At 74.0% G+C, this 24,876-nt stretch carries 25 protein-coding genes, 1 tRNA gene and 1 pseudogene; 14 read left to right on the top strand and 13 right to left on the bottom strand.

Annotation, left to right across the window (positions count from 1 at the left end; genetic code table 11):
• Positions 1 to 281: 281 nt before the first annotated feature.
• Together ACF1AL_RS03100 and ACF1AL_RS03095 are read left to right on the top strand one after the other, a co-directional pair.
• On the top strand, positions 282 to 698 hold the full coding sequence (locus ACF1AL_RS03100; protein ID WP_366837152.1) for a lytic transglycosylase domain-containing protein: 417 nt from the start codon (positions 282 to 284) through the stop codon (positions 696 to 698).
• A 112-nt stretch (positions 699 to 810) separates the two neighbouring features.
• Positions 811 to 1,463: pseudogene (locus ACF1AL_RS03095) on the top strand (hypothetical protein); the annotation flags it as partial.
• Here the strand turns inward: ACF1AL_RS03095 and ACF1AL_RS03090 are convergent.
• Positions 1,402 to 3,456 carry a bifunctional glycosyltransferase 87/phosphatase PAP2 family protein gene (locus tag ACF1AL_RS03090; protein WP_391819249.1) on the bottom strand — a complete coding sequence of 685 codons (2,055 nt, stop codon included), beginning with the start codon at positions 3,454 to 3,456 and terminating at the stop codon, positions 1,402 to 1,404. The pseudogene ACF1AL_RS03095 and the gene ACF1AL_RS03090 sit on opposite strands and share 62 nt — an antisense overlap.
• Positions 3,457 to 3,842: 386 nt before the next feature.
• On the opposite strand from ACF1AL_RS03090, the gene proP reads away from it, so the two are divergent.
• From proP to ACF1AL_RS03075, 3 genes are all read left to right on the top strand, one after another.
• On the top strand, positions 3,843 to 5,222 hold the full coding sequence (gene proP / locus ACF1AL_RS03085) for a glycine betaine/L-proline transporter ProP (protein ID WP_391825405.1): 1,380 nt from the start codon (positions 3,843 to 3,845) through the stop codon (positions 5,220 to 5,222).
• 280 nt (positions 5,223 to 5,502) lie between these two features.
• Positions 5,503 to 6,615: a DUF2330 domain-containing protein gene (locus ACF1AL_RS03080; protein WP_391825404.1), complete on the top strand. Its 1,113-nt coding sequence runs from the start codon at positions 5,503 to 5,505 to the stop codon at positions 6,613 to 6,615.
• Between the two features lie 46 nt (positions 6,616 to 6,661).
• Positions 6,662 to 7,330, top strand: a complete 669-nt coding sequence (locus ACF1AL_RS03075; RefSeq protein WP_384209863.1) for an O-methyltransferase — start codon at positions 6,662 to 6,664, stop codon at positions 7,328 to 7,330.
• A gap of 114 nt (positions 7,331 to 7,444) precedes the next feature.
• On the opposite strand, the gene ACF1AL_RS03070 is transcribed toward ACF1AL_RS03075, so the two are convergent.
• Positions 7,445 to 7,837 carry a hypothetical protein gene (locus tag ACF1AL_RS03070; RefSeq protein ID WP_391781199.1) on the bottom strand — a complete coding sequence of 131 codons (393 nt, stop codon included), beginning with the start codon at positions 7,835 to 7,837 and terminating at the stop codon, positions 7,445 to 7,447.
• Between the two features lie 100 nt (positions 7,838 to 7,937).
• On the opposite strand from ACF1AL_RS03070, the gene ACF1AL_RS03065 reads away from it, so the two are divergent.
• The gene (locus ACF1AL_RS03065; protein WP_391697046.1) at positions 7,938 to 8,348 is read left to right on the top strand and encodes a DUF1992 domain-containing protein; all 411 of its coding nucleotides are present in this window, start codon (positions 7,938 to 7,940) and stop codon (positions 8,346 to 8,348) included.
• A gap of 8 nt (positions 8,349 to 8,356) precedes the next feature.
• On the opposite strand, the gene ACF1AL_RS03060 is transcribed toward ACF1AL_RS03065, so the two are convergent.
• Complete coding sequence (locus ACF1AL_RS03060; protein ID WP_391825403.1) at positions 8,357 to 9,082, bottom strand: hypothetical protein; 726 nt, start codon at positions 9,080 to 9,082, stop codon at positions 8,357 to 8,359.
• Between the two features lie 5 nt (positions 9,083 to 9,087).
• Positions 9,088 to 9,792, bottom strand: a complete 705-nt coding sequence (locus ACF1AL_RS03055) for a hypothetical protein (protein WP_391697040.1) — start codon at positions 9,790 to 9,792, stop codon at positions 9,088 to 9,090.
• 163 nt (positions 9,793 to 9,955) lie between these two features.
• On the opposite strand from ACF1AL_RS03055, the gene ACF1AL_RS03050 reads away from it, so the two are divergent.
• Positions 9,956 to 10,447, top strand: coding sequence for a GNAT family N-acetyltransferase (locus ACF1AL_RS03050; protein ID WP_366837162.1), 492 nt, complete (start codon positions 9,956 to 9,958; stop codon positions 10,445 to 10,447).
• A 522-nt stretch (positions 10,448 to 10,969) separates the two neighbouring features.
• On the opposite strand, the gene ACF1AL_RS03045 is transcribed toward ACF1AL_RS03050, so the two are convergent.
• Both ACF1AL_RS03045 and ACF1AL_RS03040 read right to left on the bottom strand, forming a co-directional pair.
• Positions 10,970 to 13,006 carry a DHA2 family efflux MFS transporter permease subunit gene (locus ACF1AL_RS03045; RefSeq protein WP_391825402.1) on the bottom strand — a complete coding sequence of 679 codons (2,037 nt, stop codon included), beginning with the start codon at positions 13,004 to 13,006 and terminating at the stop codon, positions 10,970 to 10,972.
• Between the two features lie 252 nt (positions 13,007 to 13,258).
• Complete coding sequence (locus ACF1AL_RS03040; protein ID WP_391781203.1) at positions 13,259 to 14,050, bottom strand: hypothetical protein; 792 nt, start codon at positions 14,048 to 14,050, stop codon at positions 13,259 to 13,261.
• Between the two features lie 64 nt (positions 14,051 to 14,114).
• Between ACF1AL_RS03040 and ACF1AL_RS03035 the strand changes: the two genes are divergently transcribed.
• Complete coding sequence (locus ACF1AL_RS03035; protein WP_391825401.1) at positions 14,115 to 14,333, top strand: peptidoglycan-binding protein; 219 nt, start codon at positions 14,115 to 14,117, stop codon at positions 14,331 to 14,333.
• Between the two features lie 568 nt (positions 14,334 to 14,901).
• Here the strand turns inward: ACF1AL_RS03035 and ACF1AL_RS03030 are convergent.
• Positions 14,902 to 15,567: an HAD-IA family hydrolase gene (locus tag ACF1AL_RS03030; protein WP_391825400.1), complete on the bottom strand. Its 666-nt coding sequence runs from the start codon at positions 15,565 to 15,567 to the stop codon at positions 14,902 to 14,904.
• Positions 15,568 to 15,762: 195 nt separating this feature from the next.
• Complete coding sequence (locus ACF1AL_RS03025) at positions 15,763 to 16,344, bottom strand: TMEM165/GDT1 family protein (protein ID WP_384209844.1); 582 nt, start codon at positions 16,342 to 16,344, stop codon at positions 15,763 to 15,765.
• Positions 16,345 to 16,723: 379 nt separating this feature from the next.
• On the opposite strand from ACF1AL_RS03025, the gene ACF1AL_RS03020 reads away from it, so the two are divergent.
• The 3 genes from ACF1AL_RS03020 to ACF1AL_RS03010 all read left to right on the top strand — a co-directional run bounded on the left by ACF1AL_RS03020 (position 16,724) and on the right by ACF1AL_RS03010 (position 18,930).
• Entirely contained in the window at positions 16,724 to 17,368 is a 645-nt protein-coding gene (locus ACF1AL_RS03020; RefSeq protein WP_384209842.1) for an HNH endonuclease family protein, read from the top strand.
• Positions 17,369 to 17,557: 189 nt separating this feature from the next.
• On the top strand, positions 17,558 to 18,013 hold the full coding sequence (locus ACF1AL_RS03015; RefSeq protein ID WP_391819237.1) for a DoxX family protein: 456 nt from the start codon (positions 17,558 to 17,560) through the stop codon (positions 18,011 to 18,013).
• Between the two features lie 248 nt (positions 18,014 to 18,261).
• On the top strand, positions 18,262 to 18,930 hold the full coding sequence (locus tag ACF1AL_RS03010; RefSeq protein WP_366840904.1) for a VTT domain-containing protein: 669 nt from the start codon (positions 18,262 to 18,264) through the stop codon (positions 18,928 to 18,930).
• A 113-nt stretch (positions 18,931 to 19,043) separates the two neighbouring features.
• Here ACF1AL_RS03010 and ACF1AL_RS03005 read toward each other — a convergent pair whose 3' ends face one another.
• Positions 19,044 to 19,274 (bottom strand): DUF2277 domain-containing protein, encoded by a 231-nt coding sequence (locus tag ACF1AL_RS03005; RefSeq protein ID WP_391659353.1) that lies wholly within the window; start codon positions 19,272 to 19,274, stop codon positions 19,044 to 19,046.
• 101 nt (positions 19,275 to 19,375) lie between these two features.
• On the opposite strand from ACF1AL_RS03005, the gene ACF1AL_RS03000 reads away from it, so the two are divergent.
• Together ACF1AL_RS03000 and ACF1AL_RS02995 are read left to right on the top strand one after the other, a co-directional pair.
• The gene (locus ACF1AL_RS03000; protein ID WP_391819235.1) at positions 19,376 to 20,287 is read left to right on the top strand and encodes a ketopantoate reductase family protein; all 912 of its coding nucleotides are present in this window, start codon (positions 19,376 to 19,378) and stop codon (positions 20,285 to 20,287) included.
• Positions 20,288 to 20,405: 118 nt separating this feature from the next.
• Positions 20,406 to 20,759: a hypothetical protein gene (locus ACF1AL_RS02995; RefSeq protein WP_366840900.1), complete on the top strand. Its 354-nt coding sequence runs from the start codon at positions 20,406 to 20,408 to the stop codon at positions 20,757 to 20,759.
• Here ACF1AL_RS02995 and ACF1AL_RS02990 read toward each other — a convergent pair.
• The 4 genes from ACF1AL_RS02990 to ACF1AL_RS02975 all read right to left on the bottom strand — a co-directional run bounded on the left by ACF1AL_RS02990 (position 20,756) and on the right by ACF1AL_RS02975 (position 23,816).
• On the bottom strand, positions 20,756 to 21,445 hold the full coding sequence (locus tag ACF1AL_RS02990) for a DUF305 domain-containing protein (protein WP_391825399.1): 690 nt from the start codon (positions 21,443 to 21,445) through the stop codon (positions 20,756 to 20,758). The genes ACF1AL_RS02995 and ACF1AL_RS02990 overlap by 4 nt on opposite strands.
• Positions 21,446 to 21,530: 85 nt before the next feature.
• The gene (locus ACF1AL_RS02985) at positions 21,531 to 21,935 is read right to left on the bottom strand and encodes a DUF6153 family protein (RefSeq protein WP_391825398.1); all 405 of its coding nucleotides are present in this window, start codon (positions 21,933 to 21,935) and stop codon (positions 21,531 to 21,533) included.
• Between the two features lie 97 nt (positions 21,936 to 22,032).
• Positions 22,033 to 22,104: transfer RNA gene (locus ACF1AL_RS02980), tRNA-Val, on the bottom strand.
• A gap of 77 nt (positions 22,105 to 22,181) precedes the next feature.
• The gene (locus ACF1AL_RS02975; protein WP_391825397.1) at positions 22,182 to 23,816 is read right to left on the bottom strand and encodes an IS200/IS605 family accessory protein TnpB-related protein; all 1,635 of its coding nucleotides are present in this window, start codon (positions 23,814 to 23,816) and stop codon (positions 22,182 to 22,184) included.
• Positions 23,817 to 24,082: 266 nt separating this feature from the next.
• On the opposite strand from ACF1AL_RS02975, the gene ACF1AL_RS02970 reads away from it, so the two are divergent.
• Complete coding sequence (locus ACF1AL_RS02970) at positions 24,083 to 24,808, top strand: DUF4097 family beta strand repeat-containing protein (RefSeq protein WP_391819350.1); 726 nt, start codon at positions 24,083 to 24,085, stop codon at positions 24,806 to 24,808.
• Positions 24,809 to 24,876 lie beyond the last annotated feature (68 nt).

The following is a 24,876-nucleotide window of genomic DNA, read 5'->3' as shown; positions in this document are numbered from 1 at the left end:
CGTAGATCCATCCCCGCGTCATGAGCGCGTCGTCGTGGCCCCTGACCTGGGCATTGAGAGACGCGTCACAGATCAGGCCGTTCTTCTCGATGCGACCACAACTAGTAAAAGCGGTCATTGCGGACGCCTGCCCGGCCTGTTTCTCTTGAGGACGTCGCACGGCGCCGACGTGCCCCCCAGGGCCGCGGCGCCGACGCGTGCCACGGCCGCACCCACGCGGCCCCCGCACTCCAGCGGTCCCGGCATGCCCGCGACCCCCCGTCCCCGACGAAAGGCATCCCGTGTCCGCCGTTTCCCTCCTCCGTCGTGCCGCCGCTCCGAAGAAGGCCCTCGCCGGTGCCGCCCTGGCCGCTGCCGCCTGCGGTTCCCTGATCGCCGCCGCGCCCGCCCAGGCCGCGCCGGCCCAGGCCTCCTCGGCGCAGGCCGTCGCGCAGAAGATGATCGGCAACACGGCGCAGTACCAGTGCTTCTCGAACATCGTCGAGCGCGAGAGCGGCTGGAACCCGAACGCCACCAACTCCTCCAGCGGTGCCTACGGCCTGGTCCAGGCCCTGCCGGGCTCCAAGATGGCCTCGGCCGGCTCCGACTGGAAGACCAACCCGGCCACCCAGATCAAGTGGGGCCTGAACTACATGAACGAGCGCTACGGCAGTGCCTGTGGCGCCTGGGGCTTCTGGCAGGCCAACGGCTGGTACTGACCGGCACCAACGGCCGGCACCGACCGGACCTGCCCGCTCCTGACAGACGCGAAGGCGGCGACCCCCGATCCCCTGGGTCGCCGCCTTCGCCTTTCCGGAAACCGCCCGCGCCGACGACCTGGGGGTGTCCACGACCGTGCCCGCGTGGGCGGAAGACACCCGGCCCGTGGTCGAGGCGCTGCGCGCGCTCGGCGCGGAGCGCGCCCGCGTCGAGGCGGTCCCGGCCCGCGACCACCGCGAGGCCGCGGCGCTCGCCCGGCACGTCGATCTGGACCGGGGCTGGAACCGGCAGCTCGACGTGGAACCCTCCCGCCTCTTCTACGACGGCACCTTCTCCGCCACGACCTACCGGGCCTGGCTGGACCGCTGGGCGTCGGCTACGTCGTCCTGCCGCTCGGACGGCCCGACGGCTACGCGCGGCAGGAGGCCGACCCGGTGCGCGACCACACCCCCGCCCTGGCTGGAGCCGGTGTGGCAGGACGCGCACTGGCGGGTGTTCCGGGTGCGCGACGCGGTGCCGCTGGTGTCCGCGCCGGGCAGCGTGGTGCGGGCCGGCAGCGCCGATCTGGTGCTGCGGGTCGCCCGGCCCGGGGCGGTGACCGTGCGGGTGGCCTGGTCGCCGTGGCTGCGCGCCGACGGCGGCTGCCTGAGCCGGGACGGCGCCTTCACCCGGCTGACCGTGTCCGCGCCGGGCACCTACCGATCAGCTCGGAGTACGGTCCTTCTCCGGCTCCCTCGGCGCACTGCCGGCCCGCGCCCCGGTGACCGCGACGGGCGCCGCCCGGGGTCCCTGGACCAGATACGTCAGGCCGAAGCCGGCCCCGACCACGGCCGCGCCGCCGACCGCGTCCAGCACCCAGTGGTTGCCGGTCGCGACGATCGCGGAGAGCGTGAACAGCGGGTGCAGCAGCCCGAGCGCCTTCATCCACCCCCGCGGCGCCAGCAGCACGATCACCAGGCCGCACCACAGCGCCCAGCCGAAGTGCAACGAGGGCATCGCCGCGTACTGGTTGGTCAGCTCGGTCAGCGTGCCGTAGTCCGGCCTGCTGAAGTCCTGCGGGCCGTTGACGGTGTCGACGATGCCGAGGCCGGGCATCAGGCGCGGCGGGGCGAGCGGGTAGAGCCAGAAGCCGGCCAGGGCGAGCACGGTGGCGAAGCCGAGCGCGGAGCGGGCCCAGCGGTAGTCGACCGGGCGGCGCCAATACAGGACGCCCAGGATGGCCAGCGGGATGCCGAAGTGGAACGACTCGTAGTAGAAGCTGAGGAACCGCTCCAGCCAGCCGATCGAGACGACGGTGTGGTTGACCCAGTGCTCGACGTCGATGCGCAGCGCCGCCTCCACGGCGTGGATCTCCCGCCCGTGCCGCTCCGCGACGGCCCGGCCGCCGGTGCTGCTGCCGCCGGTCGCGGCGAGCCTGACCTGCGCGTACGCGAAGTAGGTGAGGCGGATCAGCACCAGCTCGAACAGCAGGTTCGGGCGGCTGAGCGCGCGGCGCAGGGCGGGCACGAGCGGCACGTGCCGCAGCCGGGCGGGGACCGGCGCGGCGTACCGGACGGGCACGGGGCTGTCGAACCAGGGCGAGGAGCGCACGAGGAACGGCACGGCGGTCGCGGCGGCCAGCGCGGCCACCAGGACCAGGTTGTCCAGCAGCGGCTGGAACAGCGGCTTGTCCGGCAGCAGCGTCCTGGCCGGCAGGGTCATCACCAGCACCACCGCCACCGGCCACACCGGGCGGTCGGCGGCCCGCCTGCCCACCCGGCCGACGACGGTGAGCAGCACCCACAGCAGCTGGTGCTGCCAGGCGGTGGGTGAGACGGCGATCGCGGCGCAGCCGGTGACGGCGACCGCGAGCAGCAGCTGCCCGTCGCGGGCGTAGCGCACGGCGCGCCGCACGCCGAGGACGGCGACCACCGTGCCGAGCGCCAGGAACAGCGCGATCTCCAGCGGGCCGGTGAGGCCGGCGCGCAGCAGGGCGCCGTGCAGGGACTGGTTGGCGAGGCCGTCGGCGGGGCCGCCGAGGCCGGCACCGGCCATGTGGTGCACCCAGTAGGCGGCGGAGTCGTGCGGCATCGCGACCCAGGCCAGGGCGGTGCACACGGCGAAGGAGGCGCCGGCGGACATCGCGGCGCGGCGGCGGCCCGTGCACCACAGCAGCGGTGTGAACAGCAGCAGCGTCGGCTGCAGCGCGGCGGCCAGGCCGATCAGCACCCCGCTCGTGCGCTGCCCGCGCACCACGAAACAGCCGAGCAGGACCAGCAGCACCGGCATGATGCTGGTCTGGCCGAGCCACAGGGCGTTGCGCACCGGCAGCGACAGCATCAGCAGGCTGATCGCGACGGGCGCGGCCAGCAGCGCGGTGCGCCGGCTCACCGGCTGCGGCAGGGCGCGGGCGGCGACGACGCCGAGCGCGGCCACCAGCAGCAGGGTGCCGAAGGTCCAGCCCCAGCCCAGGGCCTGCTCGGCCGCCCGGGTGAGCGGTTTGAGGACGAGCCCGCCGAAGGGCGTGCCGGTGAACCGGGTGGAGTCGTACAGGGAGCCGTTGACGTGCAGCACGCCGTGCGGGCCGACCCAGGTCTCCAGGTCGGTCAGCCGCTCCCCGCGCGGGGAGGTCAGCACGACGGCGACCTGGCGGGCGGCCAGGACGGCCGCGATCAGCCACAGGCCGAGTCTGAGGACGCGCAGACGGGCCCGCACCGCGCCGACAGCCGTCGCTCCGATGGCTGCCGCCGGCCGCCCCCTGTGCTCAGCATCCGCCACGCCTGCCCGTCCCTCCCGCCCCGCTCGTCCCGACTGTCCGCGCGTGAGGGTGCGCTGCGAAACCCGTACTTTCCACACCACCTCCGGACAGGGACGCAGGCAACCCAGGGGTGCCTGACATCCGCTCCCCTTTTGTCCGGAAGACGATAGTCGGCCCCGGTTACGACCGCTTCCAGCGGCGCGACAAGGATCACACCGGCGCGGCGGATGAACCGCCCGCGACCGGGCAGACACGCCTGGACAGCCGACATTTAGCTGCATCATGCAACGGGGTGCGTACGGCCCGTAAGGGGACCAACGGCGCCTATGGTCGGTTTCCGGTCCGCCGTCACCGCCGCCGCGTGGACCCTGTCCCTGTCCCCGTCGAAAGGCAGGCGAGCGAAGTTTTGTCTTCGGCCGCGACCGTCGCCGCTCATCCCGTCCGTCCCGTCACCCTGAAGAAGACCCAGGACGTCACCGTCACCGACCCCGCGCTCGTCAGGCGCGCGGTCAAGGCGGCCGCACTGGGCAACGCCATGGAGTGGTTCGACTTCGGTGTCTACAGCTACATCGCCGTCACCCTCGGCAAGGTCTTCTTCCCCTCGGGCAACCCGACCGCACAGCTGCTGTCCACCTTCGGCGCCTTCGCCGCGGCCTTCCTGGTCCGGCCGCTCGGCGGCATGGTCTTCGGCCCGCTCGGCGACCGCATCGGCCGCCAGAAGGTGCTCGCGCTGACCATGATCATGATGGCGGCGGGCACGTTCGCGATCGGCCTGATCCCGTCGTACGCGACGATCGGCGTCGGCGCGCCGCTGCTGCTGCTCGCGGCCCGGCTGGTGCAGGGCTTCTCCACCGGCGGCGAGTACGCGGGTGCCTCCACCTTCATCGCCGAGTACGCCCCCGACAAGCGGCGCGGCTTCCTCGGCAGCTGGCTGGAGTTCGGCACGCTGGCCGGCTACATCGGCGGCGCCGGCCTGGTCACGCTGATGACGGCGCTGCTGTCGACCGACGACCTGACCTCCTGGGGCTGGCGCATCCCGTTCCTGATCGCGGGCCCGATGGGCATCATCGGCCTGTACCTGCGGATGAAGCTGGAGGAGACCCCGGCCTTCGCCGCCGAGGTCGAGAAGGCCGAGTCCAGCCGCCCCAAGGTCCCGCTGCGCGAGATGATCACCGGCCAGTGGAAGGCGCTGCTGCTGTGCATGGGCCTGGTCCTGGTCTTCAACGTCACCGACTACATGCTGCTGTCGTACATGCCGTCGTACCTGACCAGTGAGCTCAAGTACGACGAGACGCACGGCCTGCTCGTCGTGCTCGGCGTGATGGCGCTGATGATGATCGTCCAGCCGTTCGCCGGTGCGCTGACCGACCGGGTCGGCCGCCGTCCGGTCATCGCCGCGGGCTGCGCGGGCTTCCTGCTGCTGTCCATCCCGGCGGTGCTGCTGATCCGCCAGGGCAGCCTGGTCGCCGTCGCGCTCGGCATGGGCGCGCTGGGCCTGCTGCTGGTCTGCTTCACCGCCGCGATGCCGTCGGCCCTGCCGGCGCTGTTCCCGACGCGCGTGCGCTACGGCTCGCTGTCGGTCGGCTTCAACGTGTCGGTGTCCCTCTTCGGCGGGACGACTCCGCTGGTGGTCACCGCGCTGATCGGGGCGACCGGGAACATGATGATGCCCGCGTACTACATGATGGCGGCGGCCGTCGTCGGCGGCGTGGCCGTCTGGTACATGACGGAATCCGCCGGCCGCCCCCTCCCGGGCTCCGCCCCGGCGGTGGAACGCGCGGCATAGCCGTTCGGCCCCGGCCCGGGTGGGTGCGGGCTGAGTGCCGGGTGCGTGCGCCTGCGGTGCCTCGACGGGTGGGTGCGTGTCGAGTGCCGGGTGCGGGCACCTGCGGTGCCTCGACGGGTGGGTGCGTGTCGAGTGCCGGGTGCGGGGGCGTGGGTGGCTGATCGCGCAGCTCCCCGCGCCCCCGGGGGGGTGCAGTCCCGCTCGCTCAATCCGCGGGCATGCTTGACCTCTGGGCCGGCGTAGGGAACCACCCCCTCCGCCGGCACCGTCCCTAGCTGGCGTGCACACAACACCCCGTCACACCACACCCCGCGCCCTCACCCTCCTCCTCACCCTCCTCGCCATCCAGCTCGCCTGGTTCACCACTCCCGCCCACGCCTGCGCCTGCGGCGCGATGATCCCCGGCGCCCACACGCAGATGCGCGTCGACCGCGAGGTCTCCGTCGTCCGCTGGGACGGCCGCGAGGAACAGATCGTGATGAGCCTGACCGTCGCCGGCACCGCCGACCGCGCCGCGTGGATCATGCCCGTCCCGCACCGCGCCACCGTCCGCCTCGGCGACGGCCACCTCTTCGAGCAGCTGGAGGAGGCGACCGCCCCCGAGGAGCGCACCCGCACCTACTTCTGGCCCCGCTCCGGCGACTGGCCCTTCGCCGGCGGCAGCGGCGACGGCGCCTCCGCGGCCCCGGCGGCCGGCGCCCGCCCCGGCGTCGGCGTCGTGGGCCGGCAGCGCCTGGGCCCGTTCGACGTGGCCCGCCTGACCGCCGACGACCCCGCCGCCCTCAGCGACTGGCTGCACACCCACGGCTTCACGCTGCCCGCCCGCCTGGAGCAGGCCCTGCAGCCGTACGTCGACCAGCACTGGGAGTACGTGGCGATCCGCCTCGCCCCGCAGGCCGCGCACATCCCGCTGACCGGCGTCCTCGACCCGCTGCACCTCACCTTCGCCGCCGACGCCCCCGTCTACCCGATGCGGCTCTCCCGCCTCGCCCCCGTCCCGCAGTCGCTCGGCCTGTACCTGCTCGCCCCGCACCGCATGGAACCGCGCACCTCCATCGGCGGCGAGAAGCCCCGGATCACCTTCGCCGGACGCCTACAGGACACCGCGGGCCCGCTGGCCGAGCTGACCCGCGGCACGGACTACCTCACCGCGCTGGACCAGGAGTTCCCCGTCCCGTCCCGCATCTTTGGTGACCACGAACTGCGCCGGGCCGCCACCGACCGCCCGTACCGCGAGGTGATCTACACCTACCGGCTGCGCGAGATCGCCGGCATCCCGGCGTGGCTGCTCACCACGGCCGCGGCCCTGGCGGTGCTGGTGACGGCCGCCGCCGTGTGCACCGTACGCGCCACACGCCGCCGCACCTCCCGGGCACCCGTGGGCAACCTCTGAAATGCTGTGCCCTGGGACGCGGGATTCGCATGGAAGGTGCAGACGCATGAGCGGGTCGCAGCTCTGGGACGACGTCGACGACTACTTCTCCACCCACCTGGCACCGGAGGACGACGTGCTGCTGGCCGCGCTGCGCGACAGCGAGGCCGCGCAGCTCCCGCGCATCAGCGTCACCCCGACCCAGGGCAAGCTGCTCCAGCTCCTCGCCCAGATCCACGGCGCCCGCACCGTCCTGGAGATCGGCACCCTCGCCGGCTACAGCACGATCTGGCTGGCCCGCGCGCTGCCCGCGGACGGCAGGCTGATCTCCCTGGAGTACAGCCCCAAGCACGCCGAGGTCGCCGCCCGCAACATCGCCCGCGCCGGCTTCGACAAGCTGGTCGAGGTGCGGATCGGCCCGGCCCTGGAGACGCTGCCCCAGCTCGCCGACGAGAACCCGCCGCCGTTCGACCTCGTCTTCATCGACGCCGACAAGGCCAACAACGCCCACTACGTCGAGTGGGCGCTGCGGCTCACCAGCGCCGGCAGCCTGATCGTCGTCGACAACGTGGTGCGCGGCGGCCGGGTCGCCGACGCCGGCAGCGACGACCCCGACGTCCGCGGCACCCGCGCCGCCCTCGAACTGATCGGCTCCCACCCGCGCCTGAGCGGCACCGCGATCCAGACGGTCGGCAGCAAGGGATACGACGGCTTCGCCCTCGCCCGGGTGGTGTGAGCGCCGAAGCGGTCGCGCGGGCGGCGGTGGGCCGGAGTCTCGGGGCCACGACCCCGGGGCCACCACCCCGGGCTCGGACCTCGGGGCCACGACCCCGGGCTCGGACCTCGTGCCTCAGACCTCGTGGTAGAAGCCCACGTTCACGCTGCGCGGGCCGGTGCGGTCCTGGATGACGATCTCGCCGGAGCCGCCCCGGGGCAGCGGCACCGTGCCGCCGTAAGCGAGCGGCTGGGCGTACTCCCCGACGACCAGACGGACCTCGGAGGACGGGTCGGGCTGCGAACCGCGCACCCAGGTCAGCTGCCAGCCGCCGTCGGGACCGCAGCGGAACTCCAGGTGGACGCGGGAGACGAACAGCCAGTCCTCCGGCGTCACGAGCCGGCACTGGGAGGCGTCCCGCCCGACCCTCAGCACGGCACCCGGGGCGCTGGGCGCGTCGGCCATGGTCATCCCGGCCGTGGCGCCCTCGTCTCCGGCGGAGACGGAGGCCATGGTGAGTTCGAGCACGTGCGCTCCCTTGTGCGACGTCGTGATGCGGCCGCCTGGTCGGCCGGCCGCCGCCGCATGATAAATCGGCCGACGGGGCCACGTCCGGCACAATGGGCTCATGACCGAGCGAAAGCCACCCGGGGTGCCGTTCGAGTCCTGGGTCGACAAACAGATCCGCGACGCGCAGGCCCGCGGTGAGTTCGACCGGCTGACCGGCGCGGGTGAGCCCCTGCCGCCCGAGGTCGAGTCCACCTACGACGAACTGTGGTGGGTCAAGCGCAAGTTGCACCGCGAGGGTCTGTCGGTGCTGCCGCCGGCGCTGGCGCTGCGCAAGGAGGCCGACGACGCCCTCGCGGCGGCGTATGCGGCGCCGTCGGAGGGCGTGGTGCGGCGGATCATCACCGACGTCAACGTCAAGATCCGCGAGATGATGTTCAAGCCCCCGCCCGGCCCGCCCCTCGGCCGCAAGCCGTACGACGTCGAAGAGGTCGTACGGCAGTGGCGGGAGCGCCGGGCGGCGGCCGGCTGACGTCGCCGTCAGATGTGGAGCAGGCGGCGGGAGAGCTCGCGGTAGTCGCGCAGGGCGAGGCGGAGCTGTTCGGTGTCGGCGCCGGTCGTGGGCCGGCCCTCGCCGGCCTCGCCGCCCTGCCAGGCCATCCGCAAGGTGCGGCGGCGCCGGGAGACCGCGTCGGTGACGTGCGCGGCGATCTCCTCCAGCAGCCGGTCGGCCTCCTCCACGGCCGCACGCGGCCCGTCGACGAATCCGGCCAGCGCGTGCGAGAGCCGCTGCTGGAGCTCGTCCACCTCGTCGTGCGGCATGAGGGGGGCCTCGGAACCGTCGTGCGCCGCCGGGGCGGACGTGCCGCCGGGGGTGCCGGGGTGGGTACCGGAAGCACTGCCGTCCCGGGTGCCGGTGACGGCGCCGTCCGGGGTACCGGTGACGGCGCCACCCGGACTGCCGGTGACGGTGCCGTGCGGGGTACCGGTGACGGCGCCACCCGGGCTGCCGGTGACGGTGCCGTGCGGGGTCTCGGTGACATTGCCGTGCGGGCTGCCGGTGACGGTGCCGGTGGCGGTCTCGCCGCGGGCGTCGGGGGCGGGGCGCGGGGAGCCCGGGGGTGCCGGGCGGACGTCCGCACCGGTGTCACCGCGGGCCGCGGCCCCTGTCTCCCCGCCGAACGGGGCGGGATCCTGCGGTGCCGGCGGGACGTAGTCGGGCGCCGGGGTGCCGCGGCGGGCGCCCCGAGGGTCGTCGGCGGTCATGACGGTCAACTCCCCTTCGCGTGGCCGCGGGTCAGGCCCCACGGCAGATGGGTGCGGTGGGCCGGGCGGGCCGTGGCGCGCTCCTCACGCCCGGACTCCACCGCGCGGTCGTGGCGTTCCGCGCGCTCCGCGCGGTGCCGGCCGGTGTCCTGCGGGGCCTGCGCGACCAGTTCCTCGAACAGCCCGCGTGCCTCGAGCAGCGCCTCGCGCAGTTCCTCCGTGTCCGGCCCGTCGCGGTCCGCGCCCAGCGGCGCGTTGGCCACGCGGTGCACATGTCGGTAGCCCTGGACCCGGCTCGCGTGGTGCACGGAGAGCGCGTCGAGCTGCTCCTCGTACTGCCCGCCGTCGGGGTAGCCGCGGACGCCTGCCAGTTCGGCGAGCAGTTGGTCCGCCTCGGCGACGGCCTCGCGCGGTGCGTCGACGAAGCGTTCCTGGAGCGCCGTCCAGCGGGCCTCGTACTGCTCGCGGCGGGCCGGTTCCAGCGGCCGCTCGCGCAGCTGTCCGTGCTTCTCGACGCGCCGGGCGAGGTCCCGCTCGGCGGCCTTGACGTCCCCGTCGTGGCGGGCGACGGCACGGTCGTACTCGGGCCCGAAGCGCCGCTTCAGACCCGGGCCGCCGCCCGCGCCGCGGGCCCGCAGGAGGAGGGCGGCCGCGACGAGGACGACGGCCGCAACGATGACGATCACAGCGATGAGCACGCCTGTGGACATGAATGCCTTCCGGGTGCCTTGCGGGGTGTCTCCGGCCGGTCCGGCCGGTTTTCCTTCGGGTTGCCCGCGGCCCGCCCCGCAAACTGCCCGTGCACGACCCGGGCACGGTGGGTTGCGTTAATGGCTTGCGCCGCACCCGGGCCCGCTTCCCACAATGACGCCCATGACCTGGACCATCGCCCCCGAGCCCTACGACTCCCCGGACGCCCGTGCCCTGTGGCGGGCGTACTACACGGAGGTCAGCGACCGCTGGTACCTGCTGCACGAGGGGCGCCGCACCGACCCGGACGAACTGGAGCGGGAGATCGCCGCGGCCGATGGGTCCGACCTGGCCCCGCCGCGCGGCCGGCTGCTGATCGCGCGCCACGGCGGTGAGCCGGCCGGCACGGCGGGCGTACGGCTGCTGGATCCGGCCACGGCCGAGCTGAAGCGGGTGTTCCTGCTGCCGGGGATGCGGGGCCGGGGCGGCGCGACGCTGCTGGTCGCCGCCGCGGAGGACGCGGCGCGAGCCCTCGGCGCCACGGAACTGATCCTCGACACCCGCACCGACCTGGTCGAAGCCCGATCCCTGTACACCCGCCTCGGCTACAAGGAAACCCCCCGCCACAACGACGACCCGTACGCAGAACACTGGTTCCGCAAGCAGCTCGTCTGACCCAGCCGCGGGCATCCGATCCGCCGTAGCTGCTGCGGGCATCCGATCCGCCGCAGCTGCGGACAGTCGTACCTCCCCCAAGCTCTTCGAGCAGGGGGGACCCCCAGGGCGGCACGGGTGGGCGCTGGGGGTGCCCCGCAAGCCGGGCCACGCACCCCACCCCGCGCAGCTGCGGGCAGTCGTGCCTCCCCCAAGCTCTTCGAGCAGGGGGGACCCCCAGGGCGGCACGGGTGGGCGCTGGGGGTACCCCCTGCACGTAGTGCTTGGGGGAGGCACCCCGCACGCCGGGCCACGCACCCCACCCCGCGCAGCTGCGGGCAGTCGTGCCGCTGGGGCGGCACGGGTGGGCGCAGCGGCACCCCGCACCGCCGGGCAGCGCACCCCCCGGCGTTCACCGAAGGCGCCGGGTGCCACGCAACGCCGGGCACTGCACCCCACGGCGGTCACCTCACCACCGGGCGCGAGCAACCGCAGGGCAGCGCACCCCCGGCGGGCCCCGCACCGCAGGTCACCGCACCCCGCTCAAGAAGCCGCCGTAGCCCGCCCCTCCCACGGCTGCTCCCGACTCGACCCACACAGCTCCTCGTTCAAAAGCTTCACCAGCTGCGTGAGATCCGTGGGCCGATCCGGCCCCCACCAGTCCCCCAGCAGCTCGGCCAGCGACTCCTCCCGCGCCTGCGCCAGCCGCGCCGCGACCTCGCTCCCGGCGTCCGTCAGCACCAGGTCCACGCCCTCCCGGCGCACCAGCCGCCGCCCCTCGACCTGCCGGGCGGCCTCCAGGATCACCTGCAGCGGCACCGGCCCCCGCTCGGCGAGCAGGCCCGGCTCCGCCCGGCCGTACCGCTTGATCCGCAGCAGCAGCCAGCTCGCCGCGGGCAGCAGGTCGTACCCGGCCCGGTCGGTGATCTTCCGGTAGACCTCGCGCCGCCCCTCCCGCGTGCCGATCGCCGACAGCGCCCGGCAGACCTCGTCGTACGAGGAACGCTCGACGGGGTTGCTCGCGAGGGTCTCGGTGACGTCCGGCGCGGTGACCGAGGCCCGCAGCCGGTCCTCCTTGAGGAACCACGCCAGCAGGAAGCCGAGGAAGGCGACCGGCGCGGCGTACAGGAAGACGTCGGTGATGGAGGTGGCGTACGCGTGCAGCGCGGCGGGCCGCAGCGAGGGCGGCAGGGCGCCGATGCCGCGCGGATCGGCCTTCAGGGCGTCCGCGGAGGATCCGGCCGGCAGCTTCACCCCGCGGAAGGCGTCGGTGAGTTTGTCGCCGAGGCGGCTCGCGAAGATCGTGCCGAAGATGGCGACGCCGAAGGAGGCGCCGATGGAGCGGAAGAAGGTGGCGCCGGAGGTGGCCACGCCCAGGTCCTCGTAGGAGACGGCGTTCTGCACGATGAGCACGAGGACCTGCATGACCAGGCCCAGCCCGAGGCCGAAGACGAAGAAGTACGCGCTCATCTCGGCGGTCGAGCTGTGCTCGTCGAGCCGGTGGAGCAGCAGCAGGCCGATCGTGGTGACGGCCGTGCCGGTGATCGGGAACACCTTCCAGCGGCCGGTGCGGCTGACGATCTGCCCGGACAGGGTCGAGGACAGCAGCAGCCCGAAGACCATCGGCAGCATGTGCACGCCGGACAGCGTGGGGGACACACCCTGGACGACCTGCAGGAACGTCGGCAGGTAGGTCATCGCGCCGAACATCGCGAAGCCGACGATGAAGCTGATGACGGCGGACAGGGTGAACGTGCGGATCCGGAACAGCTTCAGCGGCAGCACGGGTTCGGCGGCCCGCCGCTCCACCGCGACGAACGCCCCGGCCAGCGCGACGCCTAGCACCGCCAGGCCCACGATCTGCGGTGAGCCCCAGTCCCAGGTCGTACCGCCGAGGGAGGCGACCAGCACCAGGCAGGTGGCGACGGAGGCGATGAGGAAGGTGCCGAGGTAGTCGATGACGTGCGGGGTCGCCTTGCGCGGGATGTGCAGCGCGGTCGCGATCACGGCGAGGGCGACGACGCCGACGGGCAGGTTGATGTAGAACACCCAGCGCCAGCTGAGGTGTTCGGTGAACAGCCCGCCCAGCAGCGGTCCGAGCACGCTGGTCGCGCCGAACACCGCACCGAACAGGCCCTGGTAGCGGCCGCGTTCGCGGGGCGAGACGACGTCCCCGACGATCGCCATCGACAGCACCATCAACCCGCCGCCGCCGAGGCCCTGCACGGCGCGGAAGACGATGAGCTCCGGCATGTTCTGCGCCATGCCGCACAGCGCGGAGCCGACGAGGAAGATGACGATCGCCGTCTGGAACAGCTTCTTGCGGCCGTACTGGTCGCCGAGCTTGCCCCACAGCGGTGTCGCCGCCGTCGACGCCAGCAGGTACGCGGTGACCACCCAGGACAGGTGCTCCAGGCCGCCGAGGTCGCTGACGATGGTGGGCAGTGCGGTCGACACGATGGTCTGGTCGAGTGCCGCGAGCAGCATGCCGAGCAGCAGGGCGCCGATCGAGACGAGCACGTTGCGGGACACGTGCTCCTGCTGCGCACTCGCCGTGCCGGCGTGCGCGTCCACGGTCATGGAGGCCTCCCCTGCTGTCGTGACACACCCATCGTGATCGGTGTGTCCGGTTATGGCCTGTTGAGTCCTGCTGGAGCCCAGAATTCCGGGGGGAGCCGCGTTCACTCGTGTGGGGGAACCGCATAATCTCTGGAGTTTCCGTGGGGGCGGGGCGGGGCGGATGCGCAGGGGGAGGCGACGCGTGAGCTCGGGGAGGGGCGAAGACGTGGACGGGGACGGACGCGGGGGCGGGCCGGGGGCCGGGCGGTGCCCTCAGTGCGGGGCGGCGCGGGAGGCCGGTGGCGCGCCGTCGTGCGGCTGCGGGGAGCGGGCGGCCGACGCGCTGCACGCGGAGCGCGTCGCGCAGGCGGCCGCGGCGGAGGACTTCGATCCGTTGCGGATCAGGCCGTATGTGGAGCTGGAGGGAGCGGGGCCGTCTGGCGCGGGGCCGTCTGACACGAGGCCTTCAGGTGCGGGGCCTTCGGTGGACGAGACCGTGCCGCTGCGGACGGTGGAGCCGGCGGCGCCCGTACTGCCCACGCCGTTGGCGCCGTCGGCGGCCGCGCCGAGCGCGACGGATCTGAGCCTGTTCGAGACGGGGTCCTCGGGCCGCTCGGGTGAGGACGCGGGCCGGGAGCTGGTGGGACCGGCGGGCGGAGCTGGGGCTCGGGGGCGCCGGCGGCGGGCCGGACTGCTCGCCGTGGCGGGGGCCGCGGTGGCGGTGGTCGCGGCGGTGGGGGTGGGCGCGGGGCTGCTCTCGTACGACACGCCGTCGCGGGACGGTGCGGTGCCGGACGACGTGCGGGCGGCCGTGCCGGACACGGTGACGGCGCGGGCGGAGGAGCCGGGGGCGGGGGTGGCGTCGCCTTCGGCCTCTCGGCCGACTGCGTCGCCGAGCGGAGGGGTGAGCGCGTCCGCGTCCGCGTCGACCTCCGCGTCCGCTTCTGCCTCCGGCGGTGCGTCGCCGTCGGTCTCGCCGTCGGGGTCGGGCGCGGCCGGGCGGCCGGGGTCCACGCCGACGGGGTCGCCCACGCCTGCGGCGACGGGCTCGCCTTGGGGGGACACGGTCGCGCCCGGTGACGGCGGGGGCGGCGGGGCCGGACAGGACGGTGACGGCACCGGGGCGCCGGTGCTGCGCCGGGGCGACCGGGGGCCGGAGGTCGTGGAACTGCAGCTGCGGCTGCGGCAGCTGTACCTCTACACCGGCGAGGCCAACGGCATCTTCAACAACCAGGTCGAGAGCGCGCTGCGGAACTACCAGTGGGCGAGGGGCGTCACGAACGACGGGCTGGGCGTGTACGGACCGCAGACGAGAAGAAGCCTGGAGTCGGAGACGAGGGTCCCGTAGCTCTTTGGCTCGCGGCGACCGTGCGGGTGGGTACGCAACGTTGCCGGGTGCGGGTTTCGTCGTGGCTTGTCGCGCAGTTCCCCGCGCCCCTGAAATGCCTGCGGCGGCCTGCGCGGGTCCGGTGGGGGCTGATGTAGCGCGTCCGGTGGGTGGGTGAGTCGGGGCCGCGGTGGGGGGTGTCCGTCCTCGGTACGGCCCTACGTCTCTCAAGAAGCTGACGAAAGGCAATGCCGTCCGCTGCGGGCGGACACCCCCCACCACGCCCCCTCCCCGCCGTCGGCGACTGCGGCGCCATCGTGGCGCGCGCCGCCCGCCCCACGCGCGTCGCCGCGGGCGGTGCGTCCGCCCAGCCCGCGGGCATGCGTGCCGCCTGGGGCGGCACGGGTGGGCGCGGGCGGCACCCCGCACCGCCGGGCAACGCACCCCACGGCGGTCACCCCAACGCCGGGCGCCACTCACCGCAGGGCACGCGCCCCACGGCGGTCACCGCACCGTCGGGTGCAGCGCACCGCAGGGCACCGTGCCCCACGGCGTTCACCGTGCCCCAGGGCACAACGCCCCCCCGTTGCTAATCGCCGACGCGCACCCGGGCCGAGCCGTCCCCCGGGTTTTCGATGTGGACGGACGTCAGGTCGGGGACCCACGCGTCGGGCTCGTGGACGGCCGCGCGGGGCCCGACCCCGACGACCCGCATCCCCGCCGCCCGCCCCGCACGGATCCCCGCCCCGGAGTCCTCGAAGACCACGCACTCCGCCGCCGGCACCCCGAGTTCCGCCGCGCCCTTCAAGAACCCCTCGGGATCGGGCTTGCTCGCGCCCACGCTCTCCGCCGTGATCCGCACCGCCGGCATCCGCAGCCCCGCCGCGGCCATCCGCGCCGTGGACAGCGCCACGTCCGCCGACGTCACCAGCGCGTGCGGCACCCCGCCGGCGGCGAGCGCGTCGAGGAACGCGCGCGCACCCGGCACCGGGACGACGCCGTCCATGTCGGCCGTCTCCTCCGCGAGCATCCGCGCGTTGTCCGCGAGGTTCTGCTCGCGGGGCCGGTCCGGCAGCAGGACCGCCATGGAGGCGTGTCCCTGCCGCCCGTGGACGACCTTCATCACCTCGTCGCCGTCCAGCCCGTGCCGCTCGGCCCAGCGGCGCCAGATCCGTTCGACGACGGCGTCGGAGTTGACGAGCGTGCCGTCCATGTCGAGCAGCAGGGCACGGGCGGTGAGAACGGTGGCCGGCATCGGCGACTCCCAGGAAGTGAGCGGCAAAGCCCCCGGAGGGACAAGGTGGTCCCGCCCGCCGGTCAGGGAAAACGGGCGGGAACCACTTTGTTTCTCTACGGTACAAAACCCGGCGGGCATCGCGCCACCACCCCGGGCGACAGTTCACCGGCCGTTCAGCGGAGCGACCCCGCCCGGCCCGGCGGGGCGACCCGCTCAGCCGGCGATCGCCTCCCACAGGCTCCACACGCCCAGCGCCACCATGACGATCGCCGCGATCTTGGTGATGAGCGCCAGCGGCACCCGCTTCATCAGCGCCTTCCCGCCGACGATGCCGATCCCGGCGACCGCCCACAGGCCCAGCACCGCACCGAGGCCGACGGACAGCGGGTCGTCGTAACGGGCGGCGAGGTTCGCCGTCATGATCTGGGTGAGATCGCCGAACTCGGCGACCAGGATGAGCATGAAGCCCGCGCCCGCGACCTTCCAGAAGGACTGGTTCTCCGGGCGCCGCACCTCTTCCTCGTCCTCGCCCTTCTTCATCAGCAGCACCGCCGCGCCGCCCAGGAACAGCACACCGGTCAGCGCGTGCACGATCTGCTGCGGCAGCAGGGTCAGCACGCTGCCCGCGGCGACGGCGAGCGCGACGTGCAGCGCGAACGCGGCGGCGACGCCGGCGAAGACGTAGGACGCGCGGTAGCGGGTGCCGAGGACGAGGCCGGCGAGCGCGGTCTTGTCGGGCAGCTCGGCGAGGAAGATGACGCCGAAGACGAGCGCCGTCACGGTGATGCTGATCAAGGTTCCTCAATCGGTCGGGGCCGCCCCGCCGAGAGTGCGCTGCAACGCGAATCGAAGACACCTCGGCACGGCAGCACACGGGCGCCCGCGCCGAGGGGCACGGACGTGCACTGCTTGCCGAAGGTCTCGCTGGCGGGCCACCGCGGGGTCCGCCTCCGGGCGCCGGCTCGGAATGACCGAGCAGTATGTCGACGACACCGGCGAAGAGCTACTCCCCTTCTGCGCCCCCCATGGTACGGGACGGAAAGTTCGACCGTGAACCTTGTCGTGTCATGAACGCGTCACTAACCTCTCACCGCGCGCACATCTCCCCGCAACACGGCACCGCGAGCATTCCTGCGCTCGCGCTCCAACACCCCCACCCCTCAAGGGAGTTCGCATGCCGAAGTTCTACGCGCGTCGACGGGTGAGCATACTCGCGGCGCTCACCGGGCTCATAGCCTCCGCCGCCCTGTTCTCCGCCCCCACCGCCTCCGCCGCCCTGCCCACCCCGGTCAGCGCGGCCACCGCCCGCAGCTACCTCTCCCAGCTCACCGTCGCCACCGAGGACCGCACGGGCTACAGCCGCGACCTCTTCCCGCACTGGATCACCATCAGCGGCACCTGCAACACCCGCGAGACCGTCCTCAAGCGCGACGGCACGAACGTCGTCACCGACTCCTCCTGCGCCGCGGTCAGCGGCAGCTGGTACTCCCCCTACGACGGCGCCACCTGGACCGCCGCCTCCGACCTCGACATCGACCACCTCGTGCCGCTCGCCGAGGCCTGGGACTCCGGCGCGAGCAAGTGGACCACCGCCCAGCGGCAGGCCTTCGCCAACGACCTCACCCGCCCGCAGCTGATCGCCGTCACCGACAACGTCAACCAGGCCAAGGGCGACCAGGACCCGGCCACCTGGATGCCGTCGCGCACCGCCTACCGCTGCACCTACGTCCGCGCCTGGGTGCAGGTGAAGTACTACTACGACCTCTCCGTCGACACCGCCGAGAAGAACGCGCTCACCAACTACCTCGCGAGCTGCTGAGACCCGCCGCCGGCCGCCGCCCCCGTGGATTTCCGCGGGGGCGGCGGCCGTTGCCGTACAGCCGTGGCCGAATGTTGAACTTGCAAGCACTCCTTAGGTCTGCCTAACCTGTGGGCCCGCCCGGCGCCGCCGTCCCCCACGACCGGTACGCCGCGGCCGTTCCGCTCGCCCACCCGAAGGAGCCCCCACATGACCGCACGCCTCAACGGCGCGCAGCCGTACGTGCTCGGCCTGTTCCGCATCGTCGTCGGACTGCTCTTCGCCTGCCACGGCGCCGCCTCGCTCTTCGGCGTCCTCGGCGGCGCGGCCGGCGGCAACGGCGGCACCATCCCCGCCGGCACCTGGCCCGGCTGGTACGCGGCCGTGATCCAGCTCGTCTGCGGCACCCTGGTCCTGCTGGGGCTCGGCACCCGCGCCGCCGCGCTCGTCGCCTCCGGGTCGATGGCGTACGCCTACTTCGACGTCCACCAGAGCGCGGCGCTGTGGCCCATCCAGAACGGCGGCGAGGCCTCGGCCATGTTCTGCTGGGCCTTCTTCCTGCTGGTCTTCACCGGCTCCGGCGCATTCGGGATCGATCGTCTCCTGGCCCGCCGCAGCGCCGCCGCGGACCGCCCGGCCCCGGAACGCGCCCCGCTGGCCGCCTGACCCACCGGTTCCGTCCCGTTCCGGCCGCTGGTCCCCGACTGCCCGCCGGCGAGCCCGACACGGCCTCGCCGGCGGCGCGTCCTCCCGCCCGCCGTCGCCGTGAACGCGCCCCTCCTGACACACCAACCCCCCATGAACCTGCCGTCACAGCCGCGGCGTACGCTGTATGGCTGTCATCGGCCGGTTTCTGCCGCTCCCCGCGCTCGACGCGGCACGGTACGGCCCACGGGGGAGTACGGGGAGTAGCGGTGCTGGAGAGTGTCGGGTCGTTGACCGGCAGCCCATGGATCTACGCGGTCGTCGCGACGTCGGTCCTGCTGGACGTCTTCCTGCCGATCCTGCCCAGCGGCGTCCTCGTCATCACGGCGGCGACCGCGGCGGCCGCGGGGTCCGGAGCGGCCGGGCAGACCACCCCCGCGCAGGTCCCCGACGTCCTGTTCCTCATCCTGTCCGCGGCGACGGCCTCCGTCCTCGGCGATCTCGTGGCCTACCGGCTGGCCTGGCGTGGCGTGGCCCGCCTGGACAGCGCCATCGCCCGCTCCCGCCGCCTCAGCCGCGCGCAGGAACGTCTCGGCGCCGCCCTCGCCCGCGGCGGCGGCCCCCTCGTGGTCCTCGCCCGCTTCGCCCCGGCCGGCCGCTCGGTCGTCTCCCTCGGCGCCGGCGCCGCCCACCACCGCGCCCGCGACTTCCTGCCCTGGTCCGCGCTGGCCGGCCTGTCCTGGGCGGCGTACAGCGCGGCCCTCGGCTACTACGGCGCCAGCTGGCTCGGCGCGACCTGGCTGGCCACGGGCGTGTCGATGGCGGCGCTGTTCGGCGCGGGCGCCGGCGCGGCGTACGTCATGCGACGCCGCCCGCGACCGGGCGCCGCCGTCCCCGCGGGGCAGGCCGACGACGCGGCCACCGCGCCTCTGCGCTAGACCCCGGCGGATCACGCCGACCGCGGTCCCGTCCCGGCCGGTGGCCGCCCCACCGAGCCTTACCGGAGCCTGCTCACCTGCGCAGTGGCCGTCCCCTGCCTCCGACCCCGGCCCTACCCCGCCCGGCGGGCCGGCGCGCCGCGGACCTCCAGGTCGCCGAGGAGCTCGGCCGTGGCGGCCGCGATCTGCTCCACCGCCCGGTCGAACACCTCGCGGTTGTGCGCGGCCGGCGCCCGGAAGCCGGACACCTTCCGCACGTACTGCAGGGCCGCGGCCCGGATGTCGTCCTCGGTGGCCTCTCCGGGCAGCACGGGCGGACGCAACGTCTTGATACTCCGGCACATGCCTCAAGTCTGGCCCCTCGTACCCGGTGCGCGCAGCGGCTGCGATGATCTGGCCGAGGCGGCCACCACCCATGGGGCCGACCGACGAGAGGACACATCCGATGACCCTCACCACCCCCACCCGGTCCACCGTGGCCGTGCTCGGCCCCGGCGGCGTCGGCGGACTGCTCGCCGCGCTGCTCGCCCGCGCCGGCCACCGCGTGATCTGCCTGGCGGGCGAGAGCACGGCCGGCACCCTGCGCGAGGCCGGCCTGCGTGTGCGCAGCAGGCATTTCGGCGAGTTCACCGCCGCCGTCGAGGCGGACACCGAGCTGCGCGAGCCGGTGGACGCGTGCCTGGTCGCCGTCAAGCACACCGCGCTGGAGGCGGCCCTCACCCGCGTGCCGCCCGCCGCCCTCGGCGACGGCCTGCTCGTGCCGCTCCTCAACGGCGTCGAGCACCCGGCCGCCCTGCGCGAGCGCTACCGCCGCGACCGGGTCGCCCCGGCCGTCATCCGCGTCGAGTCGACCCGGACCGCGCCCGGCGTGATCGAGCACGGCACCGACTTCGTCGAGGTCGACCTCACCGGCGACCCGGTCCCCCGCGACCGCCTCGCGCGGCTCGCCGCGGACCTGTCCGGCGCCGGTGTCACCACCCGCGTCCTGGACGACGAGGCCGCCGCCCTGTGGGCGAAGATGTCCTTCCTCGCGCCCATGGCCCTGCTCACCACCCTCCACGGCCTGCCCATGGGCGAGTTGCGCACCCGCCACCGCGACGAGCTGACCGCGCTGGTGGAGGAGACGGCCGCGGTCAGCCGCGCCTGCGGCGGCTCCGGCGACCCGGCCGCCTCACTCGCCCGCTACGACGCCTTCCCGGCCGGCATGAAGTCCTCGATGCAGCGCGACGCCGAGGCGGGCCGGGCGCTCGAACTCGACGCGATCGGCGGCGCGTTGCTGCGTGCGGCGCGGCGGCACGGGGTGGCCGTGCCGGTGGCGGCGCGGGTGGTGAAGGAGCTGGGCGGGACGGCCGGCTGAGCCCGGGCGGCGAGCGGCCGAGGAGGGCCCGCGACAACGCGCGGGACTCGTGCACTCATTCGAGTGAAGCCCCGGAAGCCGCTCGCTGCCGTAATTCGAACAGGCGTAGCATTGCCGTGTGGCTACGACCTATGACTTCCCCAGTGACCTCCTCGCCGGCCAGGAGGAGCTGCATCAGGTCCGGGCCGAACTGTCGGCCCTGCTCAAGCGGCTCCCCTGGTCGGTCGAGCCGCTCGACGGCTTCAGCGACGACAACGGCTGGCGCAAGCTGGAACGCCCCGCCTCCCCCGGCTGGACGGCCGACGAACAGGCCGAGGTGGAGAAGCTGCGGCGACGCGAACACGAGCTGGCGGTGTTCGTCACCACCCACCGCTACTGGTCGGAGGTGGCACCGGAGAGCCGGATGGAGGCCCGCTCGCGCCTCAAGCACGCGCACGAGACCCCACCCGGCGACACCGAAACCGACGGCTAGCTCTGCCCGAGCAGCCGCTTCATCTCCGCGATCTCCGCGCTCTGGCCGGTGACGATGTCACCGGCCGTCTTCTTCGCGGGCCCGTAGGCGCCCTTGGCCTGCTCGGCCCGGGCCATGTCCAGGGCGCCCTGATGGTGCTCGACCATCATGGTCAGGAACATCCGGTCGAAGTCCTTCCCCGAGGCCTTCTCCAGATCGGCCATGTCCTGCTCGCCCATCATCCCCGGCATGCCGGAGTGCGCCGCCCCGTGATCCATCCCGGGCATCGGCGAGCCGCCGTGATCCATGCCGGGCATGTCCGTGGCGCCGTCCTGGGGCACCTGCTCGCCCCAGGCCCGCAGCCAGCCGCTCATGGTCCGGATCTCCGGGTCCTGCGCCTTCTCGATCCGCGCGGCGAGGCTCTTGACCTCGGCGGACGACCCGCGCCGGGCCGCCAGCCCGGCCATCTCCAGGGCCTGCCGGTGATGCGGGATCATGCCCTGCGCGAAGGCGACGTCCTGCGCGTTGTGCGCCGTGGCACCGGCCGGGGCGGAAGCGGACGCGGACGCACCGGAGGGCGCGGAGGAAGCGGCCTGCCCGGCGTCGTCCCCGCTGCCGCCCCCACAGGCGGCGAGAAGGAACACGGCACTGGCCCCCGCGGCGGCCAGCCCGGCACGGCGCGCGAACATACGGACGGTGTAGCTCATGGGGGAACTCCTGCTGGAAGTACGGAACGTCTGAGGACACGCGAACGCACCGCGCCGCGAAACGACGGCACGGCACGGGGGGTGTCTAGATCCGCAGAAGCTGGAGTTCGGCCAGAGAGGGCGGGGCACGAGCCCCGTCGGGCGCGGCACCGACGTACCCACACACGGCGTCGTCCGGTACGACGACGGGCCCCGGGTCGGCGACCGGCGCGGGCAGCACGGGCCCACCGCTCACGGCGGCGGAGGCACAGGTGGCGTCGGCATGCCGTACATGCCCGCCCCCGCAGTGCCCGTCGTCCCCGGAACACCCGTCCCCGGCCACGACGGCGACGGTCTCCCGCACGCGCTGATGCTCATGGGCCCCCGGCATGCCGCCCCCGGGCGCCAGCGCATGCATGCCCAGCAACCCGACCAGCAGCCCGAGCACGGCGACCACCCGCCACGACCGCACCCGCGGCCGCCCGGAAGTCACCCACTCGAACCGTCCCACGCGCCACATCGTAAGCAGCAGCCCCACCCACCGCGCCCCACGACCCCCGGAACACGACAAAGGGCCCCCGGGTATCACCCGAAGGCCCTCGATCCGGTGGGCGCGGACGGTTTCGAACCGCCGACATCCTGCTTGTAAGGCAGGCGCTCTACCACTGAGCTACGCACCCGGAACAAGCCGACAGCCTACATTGTCCCGGGCCGTGTCCCGCAAACCCGTGGGGCGGGCACAGACGCAGCCGTGTCCTCAAGGATCGAGCGACGGTGCGCCCCGCGACCGGGACGCCTGCTCGACCGCGCACCCCGAGTGGTCCTGGGCACGCTGGTCGCCCGCGTTCGCACCGCGTCCGGGCGGCACGGATCGTGTCCGTGGTCCGGGAAGGCGGGGGCGGGGTCCCTCGTGCGCCCGGCCCTCCGGTCCGGCCTGGACGGTCCGATGCCCCGCGGGATCCCTCCGGTCCCGTGGGGGCGGTGCCGTCCGACGCCGGATCGGAACGCCGAGCGCACGCCGTCCGATCGCCACGGCGGCCGCGTCGTGGCGGGTGATCTCGCGTGCGGGCGTCGACAGGGGCTTCTGCCAGTGCCGAGCCCCCCACTGCGAGGTGTACGCCGGGTCCACCGCGACGATCGCGAAGCCCCGGTCGGCCGCCATCGACACCAGCCGCCCTCTGAGCCCGGCGGTGGGGAAACGCGAGACCAGCCGGCGGAACTGCTTGCTCCGGCCGTGCTGTTCGCGGCTGGTCCCGTCGGCGAAGTCCAGATCCTCGATCGCCACGGCCCCGACCCCGCAGCGCCGGGCGTGGTGCAACAGCCGGGTCAGCGCGTGCCGGATCTGGGCATCCCGGTGCGAGGCGCCGCCCGAGAGGTCGTAGACGTACCGGCGGGGCGCACCGACCGGATTGCCGTGTGCGTCGAGGTGCCAGGCGGCGAGATGGTCGTCGTTCATGTCCACGGCGAGCACACCGCGGGCCAGCACGGCGCGCAGGGGCGGAACGGGAGCGGCCGGACGCTGCCAGGAGGCGGTCAGGTACCAGCGGCCGCGCACGGCGTCGTGCTGGATGCGGTATGCCACGGCCCGGTCCGCTGTGATGCGGTCCCGCCACTCCCCGGCCCGGTGCCGGAAAGCCACCGCGCCGTCCAGGACGTACCGGCCGTGGGGGGCGTTGGCCAGGTGTGCCAGGGGCCTGGGGAGTTTGAGCGAGAGCTGTCCGGCGTCGGTCACGCGGATCGTCTCGTTGCCGAAGCGCTTCCCGGACTCCCCGTCCGCTGCCAGGAACATGCGCGCGGCCTGCCAGCGCTTGCGCCAGTCCGGCGCGCCGAGCCCGGCGTCGCCCAGGCGGTGGCGCAGGCGGGCGAGCCTCTTGCCGCCGCGCACCACGTGCACGCTGCCCGCCGCCCAGTCCGCCTCCACGGCGGCCAGCCGGTCCTGCAGGGCGCTCAGCCTGCGGGACTTGCCGTGCCACTCGGATCGGGTGGCATAGCCACGCGGCAGGCCGCAACGCTTGTCGGCCTTGGCGCCGAGCGGCCGGGACAGCCGGGCGCGGATCCGCGTGATCTCGCCGCGCAGCCAGGCCCGCTCGGCCGCCTGGGCGCGTCGCGCCGACGCCCACTGGTCGTGTGTCGCCCTGGTGATGCTGCCGGCCCACCGTGACGACGACCGGGCGGTCAGGAGCCGTTTGCGGTCGGGCCACGAGTCCGCGTCGTGGGCGGTGCCGGACCGCGCGCGCACGGCGAGGTCCTGCGACGCCAACGAGCCGAGGAACCCGCCCACCTCGGTCAGCACCGTCTCGTCCGCGGGCGTGAGCCGCAGCCGCGTCCGGATCGTCACGCCTGCGGGAGCGGGCACCACGAGCGGCGCTGCCACCTGCCGTGGTGTGCCCATCCGCAGCCCCTGACGACGTCCGAAGGTCCGTTCGCCTCGTGCAACGACTCTCCGCGCGGGAAGTCACCCGTTCGGCACCAGGACGCCCGCCTCCCTCCCCTTCACCGGCCGCCCGGGGGTTGTCCCCCGGCGGGATGCGGGAGGGAGCCGGATCGTGTGAGGGGTGGGGGGTGCCTAGGGTCGGTGGGGTGTTGTCGGGGCCCCGATCGGGGCGGTCGGGGGGAGTGGGCGTGGGGGCTTGGGTGCGGGGTGGCGTGGGGGCTGCGATGGTCGCCGTCCTGGTCGCGGGGGTTGCCGGGTGTGCTTCGCCGGGGGACGACAAGGAGCCCGAGCAGCGGAGTTTCGCGTTGCGGGGGCCGACGTTGACCGTGGACTCGGACGACTCGGCGTTGGAGATCGTCGCCGTCGACGGGAAGGCCGGTCGGGGCGTGCGGGTGACGCGGTGGTTCGAGGCGTCCGTCGTGCTGGGCGGGAAGCCCGAGGTGACCTGGGCGATGAAGGACGACCGGCTGGTGCTGCGGATGCACTGCTCGGGCTTGGTCGCCGACTGCGCGGCCCGGCACCGGATCGAGGTGCCGCGCGGGGTCGCCGTCCGGGTGGAGGACAGGGACGGCAGTGTGCGGGTCCGTGGGTTCCGGGACGCGCTGAGCGTGCGGACCGAGGACGGGTCGGTGCACGTCACCGACTCTTCCGGGCCGCTGTCGCTGCGCAGCGACGACGGTTCCGTGCGGGCCGAGGTCGCCTCCGCCGACGTGCGGGCGCGGACCCAGGACGGGTCGGTGGACGTGCGGCTGAGCGCCGTGCCGGACCGGGTGGAGGCCGTCAGTGACGACGGGTCCGTGACACTGGCGCTGCCGTCGGCGCGCTACCGGCTCACGACCGCGACGGACGACGGGAGCGTGCATGTGTCCGTGCCGCGGGACGACGCGAGCGCGCATGTCGTCTCCGTGCGGACCCAGGACGGGAAAATCGCGGTGCGGTCGGCGAACTGACCGGCCCGTGTGTTCGTCTTCCACCGGTGGGACAATGACATCGGGCCGGGTCGAACGCAGTACGGGAG

This window comes from Streptomyces sp. NPDC014801, from assembly GCF_043082085.1.
In the GTDB taxonomy this organism is placed as follows: domain Bacteria; phylum Actinomycetota; class Actinomycetes; order Streptomycetales; family Streptomycetaceae; genus Streptomyces.
This window is presented reverse-complemented; position numbering and strand designations above follow the sequence as displayed.

Excerpts from the sequence above, each read along its gene's own strand:
- ACF1AL_RS03045 (WP_391825402.1), bottom strand. The coding sequence starts at position 13,006 with ATGACCGTGGACGCGCACGCCGGCACGGCGAGTGCGCAGCAGGAGCAC.
- ACF1AL_RS03020 (WP_384209842.1), top strand. The coding sequence starts at position 16,724 with ATGCCGAAGTTCTACGCGCGTCGACGGGTGAGCATACTCGCGGCGCTC.
- ACF1AL_RS03015 (WP_391819237.1), top strand. The coding sequence starts at position 17,558 with ATGACCGCACGCCTCAACGGCGCGCAGCCGTACGTGCTCGGCCTGTTC.
- ACF1AL_RS02990 (WP_391825399.1), bottom strand. The coding sequence starts at position 21,445 with ATGAGCTACACCGTCCGTATGTTCGCGCGCCGTGCCGGGCTGGCCGCC.
- ACF1AL_RS03005 (WP_391659353.1), bottom strand. The coding sequence starts at position 19,274 with ATGTGCCGGAGTATCAAGACGTTGCGTCCGCCCGTGCTGCCCGGAGAG.
- ACF1AL_RS03065 (WP_391697046.1), top strand. The coding sequence starts at position 7,938 with ATGACCGAGCGAAAGCCACCCGGGGTGCCGTTCGAGTCCTGGGTCGAC.
- ACF1AL_RS03055 (WP_391697040.1), bottom strand. The coding sequence starts at position 9,792 with ATGTCCACAGGCGTGCTCATCGCTGTGATCGTCATCGTTGCGGCCGTC.
- ACF1AL_RS03000 (WP_391819235.1), top strand. The coding sequence starts at position 19,376 with ATGACCCTCACCACCCCCACCCGGTCCACCGTGGCCGTGCTCGGCCCC.
- ACF1AL_RS02970 (WP_391819350.1), top strand. The coding sequence starts at position 24,083 with ATGGTCGCCGTCCTGGTCGCGGGGGTTGCCGGGTGTGCTTCGCCGGGG.
- ACF1AL_RS03030 (WP_391825400.1), bottom strand. The coding sequence starts at position 15,567 with ATGCCGGCCACCGTTCTCACCGCCCGTGCCCTGCTGCTCGACATGGAC.
- ACF1AL_RS03060 (WP_391825403.1), bottom strand. The coding sequence starts at position 9,082 with ATGACCGCCGACGACCCTCGGGGCGCCCGCCGCGGCACCCCGGCGCCC.
- ACF1AL_RS03075 (WP_384209863.1), top strand. The coding sequence starts at position 6,662 with ATGAGCGGGTCGCAGCTCTGGGACGACGTCGACGACTACTTCTCCACC.
- ACF1AL_RS03050 (WP_366837162.1), top strand. The coding sequence starts at position 9,956 with ATGACCTGGACCATCGCCCCCGAGCCCTACGACTCCCCGGACGCCCGT.
- ACF1AL_RS02975 (WP_391825397.1), bottom strand. The coding sequence starts at position 23,816 with ATGGGCACACCACGGCAGGTGGCAGCGCCGCTCGTGGTGCCCGCTCCC.